The following is a 17,105-nucleotide window of genomic DNA, read 5'->3' on the forward strand; positions in this document are numbered from 1 at the left end:
AGGTATTAAATTTTACTTACATTGCTTATGTTTACAATCTATAACATGGTATGTATTGAAGTCTTTATTGCTGTTTAAATCGGGATTTTATTTGAATAGGTGTCGCATTACATCAAAAAATTAATAGACAAAGATTATGACAATAGATTTACGTCGTTTTTTCCAAGTTACAAACCCCAGTAAAACTTTAGCAATTGAAAATTTAGAAGACCAAAAGTATTACATCGATTTTTCCTCTGTGCGCGGTGGTAAAATCATTGCAGAATTAAAGGATAAAATTACATTCTTTTCCCCAGATGAACCCACATGTATGTTATTCACCGGACATATAGGCTGTGGTAAATCTACAGAATTGTTAAGATTAAAGGTTGAACTGGAAAAAGAGGGTTTTCATGTAGTCTATTTTGAATCTAGTGAAGACCTAGAAATGGCTGATGTTGATACTGCTGATGTGTTATTGGCGATCGCTCGTCGTGTCAGTCAAAGTTTAAATCTTATCGACATCAATATTAATCCCAATCGAGTCAGTAAACTTAAGCAATTACTACAAGGTGCTGTAGATATTTTAAATAGTGATTTGCAGTCTGTAAAATTTAAGATTCCAGGATTAGGAGATGTTGGTATATCTTCCCAGGATGAAAACCATGAAGAACAATTGTCTCTCGCTTTTGGGATTGGAGAAATCACCACCAGGATTAAAAGTGATGTTAAACTGCGACATAAACTTAATCAGTATTTGGGACCACAAAAAAATCAACTCGTTGAAGCAATTAATCAAGAATTACTCCAACCCGCGATCGCAGCTTTAAAGACAATAGGGAAAAAAGGCTTAGTAGTAGTTGTAGATAACCTCGACCGGGTTGACAGTCGAGCTAAAGCTTGGGGACGTCCTCAACAAGAATATTTATTTATCGATCAAAGTGAATATCTAACTAAACTTGATTGTCATCTAGTTTATACCATGCCTTTAGCCTTAATGTTTTCCGATGGTTATGGAAATCTAACTCAGCGTTTTCCTGAGGATCCAAAAGTTTTACCAATGGTACCAGTGCAATTAAAGGATGGTAGTGATGATACAACTGGAATGATGTTATTGCAGCAAATGGTTTTAGCAAGAGCTTTTCCTGAAGTTAAACCCCAAGAGCGTCTCAATAAAATAACAGAAATATTTGATGAACCAGCAAGTTTATATCGCTTATGTCGCATCAGTGGTGGTCATGTGCGAGACCTACTAAGGTTATTGAATAACTGGATTCAAAAACAAAGAGATTTACCCTTAAGTCGTCAAACTTTAGAAACATTAATTCGTTCTCGTTGCAATGAAATGACAATGCAGATTTCCGATGATGAATGGGAATTACTCCGTCAGGTAAAGGAACGGAAAAAAGTCGGAGGTGATCGAGAATATCAAAAGTTAATTCACTCTCGACTGGTATTTGAATATCGCGATCGCCATGGTGAGTCTTGGTTTGATATTAACCCAATTATTGCCCAAGCAACTGAGTTAAAGAGTAAGTAAAATGGGAACCGAAAAATCAGAAAATTGGGAAACAACTCCATCTAATGAAGAAGTATTAGAAGAACTTGTTTGGACTTTAGAAAGTTCCAGAGGTGAATTTAAACTAATTTTGGCGCGTTGCAACTATTTGCGGTTGCGATCGCAATTGGTAAAACGCTTGCAAGTTCTCACAGATATTGATATCCAAGTTCTCCAACTCCAACGAAGCGATAAAACACTTTACACCACAATTCATGCTCAACTGCAAGCTCGACTCAAAAATCAGCTTGGTTGCAAACAACCGGAAGCTTTAATGGTTTTTAATTTAGAGTCGGTTTCTGACATTACCCAAATGTTTAGTACCACCAACCAAGTAAGGGAGGAATTCCGCAAACATTTTCACTTTCCCGTTGTTTTATGGGTAACAGACGAAGTTCTACATCAATTTTTGCATTCAGCCAGTGATTTTGAAAGTTGGGCTACAAGCATTGAATTTTCTTTTTCCACACCAGAGTTAATTAGATCTTTGCAAAAAGATAGTGATGCATTATTTACCAGCGCGATGGCTGCAGATATGTATGATATTGGCTGGGAAATGGGTTATTTACGACGTCGAGAAATTACTAGTGCTTTAAAAGATTTAGAACGACGGAAACAAAAGCTCGAACCAGTCCTCAAAGCAAATGTGGAATTTGTGCAGGGACAGAACGCCTATCTCAAGAATCAAATTACTATAGCTTTGAAACATTATCACCAAAGCCTGGATTTTTGGTCTAGATATGTAGCTTGTCCTAGAGACATTATTTACTCTGGAGACCTAGCATGCTATGTCTCTACAATTAAAAGAAAAAAATTCATTGCTAAATTGAAGATAGGTTTGATTATGTTTAATATCGGGTTGTGTTATTGGGAACGAGCACAAACCCATCGAGTCCAATCCCAGAATGATTTGGAGCAAGCCAAAAGTTACTTTCAGCAAAGTATTAATACCTTTACAGAAACTGACCGTCCTCATCTAGTAGCTAAATTTATCAACTCCCTAGGTGAGGTCTTGCGACAGTTAAAAGTTTGGCGTGAGTTACTTTCCCTTGCAGAAAATTCTTTGGGATTGCAACAATTATATGGAAACACCATACAAGTAGCTCAAACCTACAGTTTTTTTGCAGAAGTTGCATATCACCAAAAACGTTGGCTGGATACAAAACATTACATATATAAAGCACTACATAACCTTAGTAAAGTTAAATCACCACCCCAATCGCACCGTAGCTTATATCTGATGTTATTAGCTCAAGCTGAAAATAAGCTTGGACAAGTACCCAGAGCCTTAAAGCATCTGCAAATGGCTGCAGATATTGGTATCCAAAGCAATCCACATCAATATATACGGATTTTGCGATCGCTGCGTTCTTTATACCGGGAGCAAAAGCAATATCTCCAAGCTTTTCGCACTAAACTTCAAGAGCGTTTCGTCGAACAACAATATGGTTGGCGAGCATTCGTTGGTCCAGGAATATTACAATCTGTACAACAATCAAAGTTAAAGAATTTTGTAGAGACGCCATATGTTTCCCTGCGGGAACGCTTTGCTAACGCGTCTCTACATGGGGTTGCACCGGAAATTTTCGCGTCCGGTAGAAAGCGTGATATCGAACATTTACTAGAAAGAATAGCCCGTCCTGACTATAAACTCATAGTAATTCATGGATATCCCGGTGTCGGTAAAAGCTCTTTAGTACAAGCCGGACTTTTACCTGCAGTCAGACAAAGATACCTTGGGACTCAAGATATAATTCCCATACAAATAACTGATTATCATTACTGGACGAAACAGTTAGTAGAACTCTTATTAAATACTCTTAAACAGAAAAATATAATTGTTGAGAATCAAGACCACTCATTTGATAATATTCTTAGATTACTCAAGAAGTGCGAAGAAAAAAATATCCGTATATTATTGATTTTTGACCATTTAGAAGAACTTTTATCAATTGAAAATTTACCAATTAAAAGAAAACTTTTTTTTCGATTTATCTCTAAATGTTTAAATATCCTTACTGTTAAAATAATTATTCTCCTAAGACAAGAATATTTATATATTTTATCTGATATCAATTCACATTACACTCCCAGTATTATTAATGACATCTACCATAGTGATGTTCTTTATCAAGTTGGGAATATTTCTATTAATGAAGTCAAGCCATTAATTGAGGATCTAACTAAATTATCTAACTTTCATTTAGAAGAAGCTTTAATAGAACATTTAGTAGAAGAATTAGCAACAGGAACAGCAGAAGTTAGTCCTTTAGAGTTACAAGTTTTGGGAACACAATTACAAACAGAAAATATTACCACATTGGAGCAATATTTTACTTGGGGACCAAAGTCAAGGTTTATCCAACGTTATATTCAAGAAGTAATTACCGATTGCGGTGATGAGAATAAACAAGCTGCCGAATTAGTAATTGAGTTACTGACAAATAATATTAGTAAATTCACTATCCAAACCAACACAGAATTAGCAGAAAAACTATCTTTATTAGCTGTCAATCTAAAAGTCAAAAAAAGAAATATCCAGAAAAGTCAACTCAATTTAGTATTACAAATTTTTATTGAGTCAGGTGTAGTCTCCTTATTATCGTCATAAAATTGTCACATATTATGATTTTTCATTTCTAAAAAACCCAAAAATCCAACACCTTAGAGGATGTTTCACAAGTCATATTATTTACCTCATATATCTTGGCTCCCCCTAAATCCCCCGCTGTATTGGGGGACTTTTGCCCCCTTTTTTAGGGGGTTGGGGGATCTCAATAGTGAAACTTGGTAATAAGCTTTGTTTTTAAAATATCCTCTCAGGTTAAGAGCATTTAGGGAGTTTAGAAGCGGATTGGGGAAACCTGGCTAACAAAAACATGAAGAAACACAAACATTTTATTGTTCCACCTGGGAAGCAAATTTCCCTGGATAAAGATTACGACCCGGCTTACATAGATGACTATAGCAAGAAAAAAGATGCTCAAAATAAATTAAGCGCAGGTATCAAACAACTAGCTATTTATCAAGATATTCTCTATGCCCAAAATACCTATGCTTTATTATTAGTTTTTCAAGCAATGGATGCTGCGGGAAAAGACAGTACCATTAAACATGTGATGTCTGGTGTTAATCCCCAAGGTTGTCAAGTGTTTAGCTTTAAAGCTCCTTCGGAAGAAGAACTAGATCATGATTATCTTTGGCGAAGTTATAAAGCATTACCCGAACGCGGTAGAATCGGCATTTTTAACCGTTCCTATTATGAAGAAGTATTAATAGTCCGGGTTCACCCAGAAGTACTCTATAAGCAACAACTGACGGAATTTCCAGACGGAGATAAGATTTGGCTTTCTCGGTTTGAGGAAATTAATAATTTTGAAAAATATCTGGTAAATAATGGAATTATTGTCCTCAAATTTTTTCTAAATTTATCAAAAGAAGAACAGAAAAAACGCTTTTTAAAACGAATAGATACACCAGAAAAAAACTGGAAGTTTTCTAGAAGTGATGTACGGGAGCGGAAATTTTGGGATAAATACATGCACGCTTATGAAGAAGTTTTTAACCACACCAGTACTCCTTGGGCTCCCTGGTATATAATTCCTGCAGATCGTAAATGGTTTACTCGGCTTACTGTGGCTGATATTATTTGCACAAAATTAGAAAAACTAAATTTAAAATATCCTAGTGTTACAGAAGAAAAAAAACAACATCTTTTAGAAGCAAAAGAAATGCTCGAAAGAGAAGAGTAAACAGTTTTCAGTTTATGGCTAACGCCACGCTCTTACGAGCTAAATTTATCAGCTATCAGTTATTATTTATCAGTACGGGAATATACTGAATATTGCTAAATAAATCACATTTATTCCTGAATTTACTACTGAATTAGGAAGAGGTAATTATCGGAGCTGTGAAAATAACAAAGTAGTCCACAAGGACATAGTTTTTGTTAAGCCACAGCGATGATTTCATTCTCAGAATTTTCTCATTGCTCTGATAATCTTTCATTGCTCTGATAATCTTTCATTTAATATTTTCTCATGCCCTATTTAGATTACATTCTCACAAGAATATTATGTTTGTGCAAAGTTGCTTTTAGTCGTTTGCACTGATGTTAGACCTGAATTCAGAAGCTAAGTTGATTATGCACACTAGAGTTTGTGTGACATTATTTACATTGACCTCAGGAAATAATTATAAAATATAACGACACTATGCTTTTTTAGTATGTGCGTTTATGCAAAGCTAAAGGCTTTAATTTTACAAAAATAATAGTTTTGCAAAAACTCTCGCAAAAAAAAGCTGCGTTTTTACACGCAGTTGAAAAAGTCATAAATTGCTATTTACTACCGAACATGTCACAAAAAAAGAATTTTGTCAACAAAAAAGCTAAGATCTATCGTTCCTTGATCGCAGCGACACTAGTAGTTAACGGTATCTTTCAATTTGTTGCTCCAGTTTTATCTGAAGGTACAAGTGCTGGTACGTCGATTAGTAACACCGCAACTGCAACTTATGAAGACCCCAACAATCCAGGGACAACAATCAATACCACATCTAACACAGTTGTTGTAACCGTTGCTGAAGTTGCAGGTATCACCGTTACAGCTGCTGGTACTACGCTACAGAATGACGTTGATGGGGATAGTGCTGCAGACGCTGGCGATACTGTTTACTTTAACTACACCGTTACTAACGTTGGTAATGACCCCACACAATTCAGAATTCCTAACCTAGCAAGTACAACAGGTCCAGCAACTGTTTCTGGGAATTTAGAATACAGTACTGATGGTGGTACGACTTGGACAGAAATCACTGCTACTGAAGCCACAGTACCTGATATTCCGGTTAACGGGACAGTACAAGTTCGCGTTCCTGTTACGGTAGCAGCTGGCGCTCAAGCAAACGACATAATCACTGTTAAGTTGGGTGATACTCCTGGTGATGACCAAAACCAACTAAGAAGTCCAGATGGTGGTGACGTTTACACCGTAGATAACCCCGATGGTGCTACCGATGAAGTTGCCGGTGCACCTGTAAACGGTGTTCGTGAAGCTAGCGCCACTCAACAAGTTACAGTCGATGCATCCTTGAAGACCTATGCATTAGCAAAGGTTCTCAAAGAGCGAAGTGACTACAGTAATAATGGAACCCTAACCGACATTACCGACGATACTTTAACCTACGATCTCAGCTTGGAAGTTGAACAGAATGACCCCACCAACAATGGAATTACCCCTGCACCATTGGTTGGTAGAAATATCACCCTCGATGGTGTAACTGAATCCCGTATTTTAGTTTCTGATGCAATTCCAGCTGGTACAGATTTAGCAAGTGTTCCTGCTGCACCTCCTGGTTGGCAAGTAGTTTACACCACAAGTAATGTAACAACAGATGCTAATGCAGCTAACTGGGAGACAACCGCACCCGCTGACCTAACAACTGTAACCCGTATTGGTTTTGTTAATAATCCTGCTATCGTCACCTCTGTAAACCCCGGTCAAACTGTTACAGGTTTCCAAATTATACTTGAGGTTGAGCCAGGCGCATCTGCACCATTAACTGTCAATAACATCGCTCAGTTATTTGGTAGTACTCCCGATAACGATGGTGACCCTGCAACTCAAGGTGCACCAGTATTTGATGAATCGGGTGACCAAAATCCCAGTAACTTTAATGATGATGGTACGCCGCTAACAGGAACAGATACTGATGCTGATGGTATCCCTGATACATTACCTGACACTGTTGTGGATGATGGTTTCATCGATGATCCTGCTGATGCAACCAATACAGGAATTGACACCGGTAATAACAACAGTGCTACAGGTAGTGAAGGTGGTGAACTTAACCAGTTTGTGATCGACCCCAGTGCAACCGCACTATTGAATGGTCCTGAAGGTTCTCCAGATGCGGTTGGTCCTACAGATAACAATGACGACTTCACTAATAAATCTTCCTTAGTACCACCTAATACTGTACCCGACCAAGGTAATACTATCGATCCAGCAGCCGTACCTTTCACTAACACCATTCAAAACGGTGGTAATGCTCCTGCGGACATTTCACTTATCCCCACCCCACCTGACAACCCTGCAGACTTACCTGCTGGTACTACGGTAACTGTGAGTTACCAAGATCAGTCCAGGACTTATACTTGGGATGGAACTCAATTTGATAACCCCACCGACTTCATTACTGTTTCTGCTGTTCCATCAGGTGGTGATGTCAACTACGGTGTAGAAGTCAACTTACCAGCCAATACACCTTTATCTACTGATTTAAATGACCCTGCAGATCCAAATTCTGGTACTATTGGTGGTTTCCCTGTTCCCATCACCGCTTTTGTTGATGATGCAACCCCTGGTTTCCAAGGAACAGAGACAAATAATCGCACTATAGATCGGGTATATACTGGCTTCTTAAGACTCCTCAAAGAGTCGAGAGTATTACAAGGAGATGGAAACCCACCATTAGCTGGTCAAGACCAATTCAGTACCGATCCGAAGCAACCTTCTTCAGGTAACATCATTGAATATCGAATTACCTACAACAATATTTCTGACCCTGAAGCTGGTACTGGTAACATTACTTTAAATGCTGACAAAGTGGTAATTGAAGAGGATGGTACCACTGGCGGTAACAACTGGGCGCTTGATAATGATGGCGATAACATAATCGATACCAGTAACATTGTTGGTAGTGCTCAAGATTCTGGTAATGCAAATATCTTATTCTATAGTGGTAATCCATCGACAACAACTGCACAGGATCAAACCGGTACAACTGTTGATACTGACGTCACCAAGTACGTAGATGAAGTCACAGGAATTATCTTACCAGGTCAGTCAGAAAACTTTACCTTCCAACGTAAGGTTAACTAGATAAGTCTTCAACTTTAGGGGTGTTGGTTACCATCCAACATCTCTGAGTAACATCACTCTTAGTAATTTTACTTAAACTCAGTTCATTTAAAGAGGTTATCGGTCGTGAAAATCAAACATGGTTCAATTGCAGGTTTAGGTGCTTTAGCTTTAATTGCAAGTATTTCCTTTAGCAGTCAAATTCCAGTTGTTGCAAATTTATTCAGTGGTGGAAGTGCGATAGCGCAAAATTCCATTGAAAAAGGAAAAGTACAACTGAATTTGCAAGTTGAAAAGAAAGTAATTAAAACAACAGAAGATGGTAAGCAAGAGATTTCTTGGAAAGCTTTAGAAGGTCAAGCAAAAGTACAACCAGGAGACGTACTACGTTATAAGGTTAATGCTGGAAATAATGGCGATAAAGCAGTAAAAAATCTGGCTATCAATCAACCAATTCCCTCGGGAATGAAGTACGTAATTAAATCTGCAACTGTAGGACAAAACAAAGGTGCAAAAATAACTTACAGTATTGATGGTGGTAAAACCTTTGTTGAAAATCCCACAGTAAAAGTCAAGCTAGAAAATGGCGAAGTGGAAACTCGTCCCGCACCTGCTGAAGCTTACACTCACGCTCGCTGGAACTTTGGTGAATCAGTTGCAGCAAAATCCTCAGTAGAAGGTAGCGTACAGGTGACAGTGAAGTAACTGAAATACTAGAGAAACATAACCATGTAGAGACGTTGCATTGCAACGTCTCTCAGATATCGTAATGTCTCTCAGATAAAAACCTCTCAGACAAAAAGAAATATTAGAACTCCAGCAAAAGTTCCTTCTAAACCCATATTTTTCCAATACAACCTATATCAATTATTATTCCCTGTTTCCGAATCCCCGCTTGCCAATTCCCAGTAGCTAATTCCTTAATATAACTCAATACAGTTCAGTTAAGACTTTTTTTAAAAAAATAACACTGTAGAGACGCGACATGTCGCGTCTCTACAAAAGAAATTTAGGCTTATCTGAACCGTATTGTAATATAACTTGATTCTATCTAAATATTATACCCTTCACGCCAGATAATTTATAGGAGAAAAAATAAGTGCGCCGTAAAGAAAAACGACGCCAGATGAAATCTGGTATTTTTAACTTTAAAATTCCCTTTAAGCATATAGCATCTATATTGATTGCCGCTAATATTTTTCAACCATCTATCTCTGCATTTGCCCAAGTTAATAATACATCTACAACCGTACCAATCAGTAATCAAGCAACTTATAAATATACAGATTCCTCAACTGGTCAAATCTTTGAAGGAACTACCAGTCAGTTAAGCCTTACTTCTCAAGGTTTAGTCGATCCTCTTGGACAGATTTTAGGTTGTGGTGGCAATCTTTTACCCGATTATACTGGTTTTTCTGTTGCTTTGTACGAACCCGACCCCAACGATCCTACTGGAACAGAATTAGGACAACTAATTACTCTGACTCCAACAGAATTACCTGATATTCCCGGAAATAGTGTTTCTAGAGGTTTAGAACCAAACGAACAAAATGTTAACCCATTTCCTCTCACTAATGCAGACGAAGGTTTTTATAACTTTTTATTCGACCCAAATAGAGGTCAAACCGATCCAGGTAGAACTTATATTTTAGTAGTTAATCCTCCAGCAGATTCCATTTACACCCAACGTCGAATCAGGTTGGAAATTGAAGCAAGTACTGGTGCAATTCAAGATAATGTTGTCCGCTATATAGCTACTTCTTTAGATGGTCAGCCAATTAGTACTTCGGGTGGAGTACAAGTTTCCGATGAAGTTGTATTTGTACCGAACGCAGAAACAATCGGACTGGATTTATTAGCGTTTCAGTTTGACTTAGGTATGTGTGAAGCCGAACAAATACAGATTATTAAAAGTAGCGATCGCGCAACTGCAGAACCTGGAGATGCAGCAATTTATCGACTTTCTTTAAGGAATCAAGGTGATTCTGGCTTGGATAATGTGGTTGTCACCGATACTTTCCCCCGAGGATTCAAATTTTTACCCAAATCTGTGAGAGGAGAAATTGAGGGTCAAGCGGTAAATATAACTTCGGAAAGAAATGGTTCAGTAATAACATTCAGAACTGATGCTGTGATTCCACCCAATCAAGTATTAAATATTGCTTATGGGGCGCAACTTTCTCCTGATGCTGTTAGGGGCTCGGGTCGCAACTCGGCAATTGTTAACGCCCAAAGAACTGATAACGATTTTGAAGTAAAAGATGGACCCGCAACTCATTTGTTGAGGGTTAGACCGGGTATTACTTCCGATTGTGGCACTATTATCGGTCGTGTATTCGTAGATAAAAACTTTGATGGCGAGCAACAAAAAGGCGAACCAGGAGTTCCCAATGCGGTAATTTACTTAGAAAATGGTAACCGTATAACTACTGACGCTAACGGTTTATATTCTGTGGCAAATGTATTACCTGGGAAACACACAGGTGTTTTAGATCTGAGCAGTTTACCCGGTTACACCTTAGCACCAAATCTCAAGTTTAAAGAGCGCAATAGTCAGTCTCGTCTCATCAATTTAGAACCTAGTGGTATGGCGAGGATGAACTTTGCAGTTACCCCAGCTTTTGGGGAGGAGGATAAGAAATGAAGCAAAAACTGAGTTACATAGGCATTTTTTACCTTAAATTAATGGGGTTTATTATCGGTGCTTTTAGCTTGGTTGTATATCCAGCGATCGCCGAAACAGTTTCCCATCAACAAGACTACCTCTATCCTTCTGCTTCAAAAGCAACTAAGATTGAGAAATTAAAAAATAAATTACTTACAAACTCAAAGCGTCAAGTTATTGCAAGAGGACAATTAACTCAAAGTACGGGTAATAGCAAGTTACCTCGCAGTTTACAAAAATTATTTGAGCAACGTCAGCAAGCAACGGATAAGGTTATTGCTTCTCAAGTCAAACCTTTAAGTACCAGAAAGTTACACAGAAAAACCGCAACACCATTAGCTGGTATTAGTGATGAGGAATTATCTCAAATTTGGGATACAATACCACAATCTGATAAAAATGTAGAGACTAAGAATTTTGCTTCTCTAGGAAATGAGTCAAAAGAATTAGAGCTAGCAACCGACAAGAATACAACAGATAGAAATGTTTCTAGTACAAGTTTAGAAAAATCATATTTAGTTGTAGCTCGACGACCATCACCCGGTATTAGTAATGAGGAGTTATCTCAAATTTGGGATACAATACCACAGCCTGATGAAAAAGATTTAGGAACGGATAAGAATACAGATGAACGGAATATTTCGAGTACAAGCTCAGAAAAATCATTTTTAATCGCGACTAAGTCATCAAATGCTATCACTGATGAGCAATTATCTCAGATTTGGGATACCATTCCACAACCTGATGACAATTTAGAAATTAAAAATTCTGTATCTCTAGAGTCTGCATCTTTGGGGTCTGTATCTCTGGATGATAATTCGAAAAAATCAGTAATCCATAAAGATAAAACGGACCGGAATGTAAAGGAGAAAAAATCAAACGTTCTGGATATCTCGAATAAAAATACAGATACAAATTCAAATATAAATTCAAATATAAATTCAAACTCGAATTCAAATTCAACTTCAAACTCGAAAAAATCATTTTTAATTGCTACAAAACCATGGAATGCTGTCAGTGATGAGGAATTATCTAAAATTTGGGATACTTTACCGCAAACCGAAAATCCAGAAACTAAAAATTCTGCTTCGTTAGAAAATGATTCAAAAAAATTAGTACTAGACAAGAACACAACTAATAAAGATATTACAAGTGTAAGTTCGGAAAAATCATTTTTAATTGCGACTCAACCATCAACTGGTATTACTGATAAGAAATTAACTCAAATTTGGGATACGATTCCACAATATAAAGACAGCTTAGAGATTGATAATTCCGCGTCTTTAGCAACTACAAGTTTACAAAAATCATCCCTAGTAGCAGTTCAACCCCAAACAACTACCCTTGAAAATCAACTACCCAAAATTTGGGATAGTTTACCAGTAGATAAACTAACAACAGATAAATCACCAACAACAGATAAAAAATCAACTCCAGTTTCATCTACTTCTAAACCAGTAACGAAGGAAGAAACTACAAAAATTGCAGCCGTTATTCCAAATCAATTAACAGATAATCAATCATCGACAATTTTAGAAGGTTTAGACCTACAAAACTTAGAAGAACAAAACTTAAAACAACAAACCTTAGAATCGCCAAACTTAGAACCAAAAGATATTTCGAATACAAAAATACCAGATATATCATCCTATGGATTTGCGCCCATAATTGCATTCGGTTCATCCCAAGGTACTGCTAATAGTACTTCAAATCCTAATGTCATAAATTCTAATGTCATAAATCCTAACTTCATAAATCCTAATTCAGAAACATTTTCTACGGGAGACAATACGGGAAATTTCTTAGTTAGTTTAAGAGATTCACAACCCCAAGATTCACAATTAAGTACAAATAACGTTTCCCAAGCGTTCCCTAAATCTCCATCTCCATTTCTTCTTTCTGACTCTAAGTTATTAGGTTCCTCTGTAGTTCCTCAGTCCCCCACTTATATTTCCCAGTTTCCAGGAGTCAAACCCACCAACGCAAAAGTTAAAATTCTTTCTCCAAATCCCAATACTGTACTTGATGTGGGAGCTACCACTATTACTGTACAGTTTCCAGTAGGTAATGAAGTAGAAGTCCGGGTAAATGGAAAATTATCAGATCGTCGGTTAATTGGACGTACAGAAAACGATGTTGCGAATAAAATAGTCACCCAGACCTGGTATGGTGTTTCTCTCCAAGAAGGTGAGAATATTATCTCCGTTCAAGTTATTGGTTCGAGCGAACCTCCTGTAATTACTAAAGTAGATGTAAGAGGTGCAGCAGAACGATTGAAACTAGATACTGTAGAATCGCGTATTCCTGCTGATGGACGCTCTACAGCGACTATTAAGGGTCAACTACTTGATGAAAACGGTAATATCTCTAACCGTGATGCAGTTGTAACTATTGCATCTACTGGTGGTGAATTCATCGGAAATGACTACAAACCCGACCAACCAGGATTTCAGGTAGAAGCAAAAGCGGGACAATTTACAGCTAAATTAAAGTCCGATCTAAAAGCTAAAACCGTACGAATTCAAGCTAAAGCTGCTGGAAACCTAGAAGGCTTTACCCAACTACAATTTGAAACAGCTTTGCGTCCTAGTCTGGTTACTGGTGTAGTTGATTTACGCTTGGGAGCTAGAGGTACTGATTATTACGGTAAATTACGTGATTTCCTCCCACTCGATGAAGATAATCGCACCCAATTAGACTTTCGTTCGGCTGTTTTTGCAACGGGAGCAATCGGAGAATGGTTATTTACTGGAGCTTTAGATACCCAACGCAGTCTTAATGAAGATTGTAACTGCGAGAATCGCTTATTTGGAACTTACCAATCCAGCGAACAAAATTATCCTGTATACGGAGATAGTTCTAGTGTTAATGCAACCACCCCTTCTACCGATAGTTTATATCTCCGATTAGAGCGATCACCCCGCGTCCTTGGAGCCGATCCTGACTATTTCATGTGGGGTGACTACAATACCCAAGAGTTTGCTCGTCAATCCCAACAATTTACGGCTGTTACCCGTCAGTTACATGGCTTTAAGGGTAATTATAACCTAGGAGATTTGCAAGTTACAGCTTTCTACGGAAATAATGTCCAAGGTTTTCAACGGGATACTATTGCTCCCGATGGTACTAGCGGTTATTACTTCCTTTCCAAGCGTTTGGTTGTACCCGGTAGTGAAAATATTTTCCTAGAACTAGAAGAACTTAACCGTCCTGGAACAGTACTCAAACGCCAACAACTTAATCGTGGTCCCGACTATGAAATCGATTATGATCGCGGTACCGTACTATTCCGGGAGCCAGTTTTCCGCACAGATGTTGGTGAGAATGGCGAAGTCTTAGTCCGACGGATTATTGTTACTTACCAAAACGAAAGTGAAGGTTCGGACAGTGATATTTACGGTGGTCGCTTACAGTATAACTTTTCCCATAAGCCTGGAAAGGAAAGTTGGTTCGCAACAAGTTATATCAAAGAAAACCAAGGAACCCGCGACTTTGAATTATATGGTCTGGATGCAATGTTTTCTTTGGGTGACAAAACCAAAATAATTGCAGAATACGCTCGCTCCAAAAATGATTCTGATGTTATGGGAACCGTTAGCGGTAATGCATTCCGTGCTGAAGCTCAAACCGAAATCGCTAAAGGTGTCCAAGGACGGGCTTATTATCGAACTGCTGATACGGGTTTTGCTAATAATGCAACTATCAGTTTTGTTCCCGGTCAAACTCGATATGGTGCTGCTGTTAACGGTAGGGTCACCAAGTCAACTAGTGTGCGAGTGCAATACGATCGCGAAGAAAATGTTGGAGTTGCACCCCAACCTTTAGATACCTTAGAAGAATTACTCTCACCCACACAAACCACAACTCCGGGGAACAAGGTTGATAATTCCCTGACCACAATTTCTGCAGGGGTTCAGCAACGTATCGGTAAAGCAAATCTTAACGTGGACTGGTTACATCGCGAACGCACAGACCGACTTTCCCCCGACAATTTAACTAGTAGTTCCGACCAACTCCGTTCTCGTCTGCAAGTTCCCATCGCCAAAAAACTTACTTTTGTCGCCCAAAATGAATTAACTCTATCCAAGGAAAGTGATTCTGTTTTTCCCGACCGTACTGTTTTAGGATTGAATTGGGAAGCAATGCCCGGTGTGAACCTAAGTTTAACTCAGCAGTTCTATACTAGCGGTCAGTTTAAAGGTAATTCTATTACCAGCTTGAACGTCAACGGTGAACATAAACTTGGTGAAGATACCACCCTTACCGGACGTTTCTCAATTTTAAATGGTACTAATGAACTTACAGCCCAAGGTGCTCTTGGTTTAAAACAAGGTTGGACTATCAGCCCTGGTTTGCGTTTAAGTTTGGGTTATGAACATGTGTTCGGTAACTTCTTTGGTAACAATGGTAGCGGTAGACAATTTGCTCAACCTTTTGCAGTAGGTCAAAGTGCTGCAGCATTGGGCTTTGCATCCGGCGATACCTATAGCGTAGGAATAGATTATACTGATAATCCTAACTTCAAAGCCAACGCCCGTTTTGAACATCGTACCTCATCAAGTGGTTCTAACACCGTAATTTCTGCTAATGCAACGGGTAAAATTACTCCAGAATTAACCGGTTTAGTACGTTATCACCAAGCAGGTTCTAGCAACCAAAAATTACAAGGATTGGGAGATACCGCAAATCTGAAAGTTGGTTTAGCATACCGCAACCCCAAAGACGACAAATTCAACGCTTTATTCCGTTACGAATATCGTAAAAATCCAGCTATAGTACCCGAAACAATCCTTTCTGGAAGTGGAAGTGGTTCAGAAGACCACACCTTTGCTTTAGAAGGTATTTACGCGCCAAATTGGCAATGGGAATTTTACGGTAAATATGCCCTACGTAATAGTACATCTTATATTGCCGATGACTTTTCTAGTAGCAGTACCACAAACCTTGGACAGTTACGTGCAACTTACCGCTTGGGATACAGTTGGGATTTAGTTGGAGAGGCTCGCTTTATCAGTCAATCTGACTATACAGAAACTGGTTTCGTTTTAGAAACAGGTTATTACATTACACCAAATCTCCGCTTATCTGCTGGTTATGCATTGGGTAACGTCGATGACCGTGACTTTTCCGGAACTCGTTCTGCTGGTGGTCCTTATGTAGGAATCACGATGAAACTAAATGAATTATTCGATGGTTTTGGTATGCAAAAAGTTACACCCCAACAACAAAAAGAATCTGAGGTGACGCCTATTGCAAGTAAAGACAAAAATAAAGAGAAAGAAACTACTCAAGTTGCAGCAAATGCTTTAACGAATAAACTCAAACAGGCGAAAGATTCTGGTGGAAAATGAATAGAAGGAGTCAGGAGACAGGAGACAGGAGTCAGGAGTCAGGAGACAGGAGACAGGAGACAGGAGACAGGAGTCAATTTTTAAAGCTATTTATTAACATTATACTTATTTTATCAACATTATCTACGTAATTAACTGTGAGCAAAATTATTTATATCTAATATTGAGGAGGAATTTAAGCTGATAAGGGGATGAAAAAGGTGAATAAGTAAACAAGACAATAAATATACATTTATTTTAAGTGTTTTCATCTCCCCGCTCAGCCTATGAAAAACAAATAAAAATTCTATATGCAACAGTATAAAAACGTAATTTTTATGAATATAAATAATATTAAATATATAAGAAATAACAAATCTTCTCCCACCGCTAAGACATTACTGTCTGTTGAGAAAAATAACAATAGTTTTGCGTTCACTCATCAGATCATCAAGGGTTTACTCCAAACAATACCTGCTTGGTTAATACTGGGAATACCAAACATCACTCTTGCTCTAGAAACCCATCATCTAGAGACACCACACGCACAAATAAACAATGTAGAGACGCGCCATGGACAAATAAACAATGTACAGACGCACCATGGACAAATAAACAATGTACAGACGCACCATGGACAAATAAACAATGTACAGACGCACCATGGACAAATAAACAATGTACAGACGCACCATGGACAAATAAACAAT

General features: G+C 38.2%; 6 protein-coding genes and 2 pseudogenes. 7 read left to right on the plus strand and 1 reads right to left on the minus strand.

Features of this window, described 5'->3' with window-relative positions; all coding sequences use genetic code 11:
• Positions 1-136 precede the first annotated feature (136 nt).
• The 7 genes and pseudogenes from QNJ50_RS01100 to QNJ50_RS01130 all read left to right on the plus strand — a co-directional run.
• Positions 137-1,519: a P-loop NTPase fold protein gene (locus QNJ50_RS01100; protein WP_300631140.1), complete on the plus strand. Its 1,383-nt coding sequence runs from the start codon at positions 137-139 to the stop codon at positions 1,517-1,519.
• Position 1,520: 1 nt separating this feature from the next.
• On the plus strand, positions 1,521-4,148 hold the full coding sequence (locus tag QNJ50_RS01105; RefSeq protein WP_300631142.1) for an ATP-binding protein: 2,628 nt from the start codon (positions 1,521-1,523) through the stop codon (positions 4,146-4,148).
• A 268-nt stretch (positions 4,149-4,416) separates the two neighbouring features.
• Positions 4,417-5,289 carry a polyphosphate kinase 2 family protein gene (locus QNJ50_RS01110; RefSeq protein WP_300631144.1) on the plus strand — a complete coding sequence of 291 codons (873 nt, stop codon included), beginning with the start codon at positions 4,417-4,419 and terminating at the stop codon, positions 5,287-5,289.
• 603 nt (positions 5,290-5,892) lie between these two features.
• Positions 5,893-8,421, plus strand: a complete 2,529-nt coding sequence (locus QNJ50_RS01115; protein ID WP_300631146.1) for a hypothetical protein — start codon at positions 5,893-5,895, stop codon at positions 8,419-8,421.
• Positions 8,422-8,526: 105 nt separating this feature from the next.
• Positions 8,527-9,105, plus strand: a complete 579-nt coding sequence (locus QNJ50_RS01120) for a hypothetical protein (RefSeq protein WP_366914200.1) — start codon at positions 8,527-8,529, stop codon at positions 9,103-9,105.
• A 421-nt stretch (positions 9,106-9,526) separates the two neighbouring features.
• Entirely contained in the window at positions 9,527-11,044 is a 1,518-nt protein-coding gene (locus QNJ50_RS01125) for a hypothetical protein (protein WP_300631159.1), read from the plus strand.
• A 2,009-nt stretch (positions 11,045-13,053) separates the two neighbouring features.
• A pseudogene (locus QNJ50_RS01130) lies at positions 13,054-16,416 on the plus strand (hypothetical protein); the annotation flags it as partial.
• A gap of 483 nt (positions 16,417-16,899) precedes the next feature.
• Here the strand turns inward: QNJ50_RS01130 and QNJ50_RS01135 are convergent.
• A pseudogene (locus tag QNJ50_RS01135) lies at positions 16,900-17,105 on the minus strand (hypothetical protein); the annotation flags it as partial.

This window comes from Mastigocoleus sp. MO_188.B34 (assembly GCF_030065675.1).
In the GTDB taxonomy this organism is placed as follows: Bacteria; Cyanobacteriota; Cyanobacteriia; order Cyanobacteriales; family Nostocaceae; genus Mastigocoleus.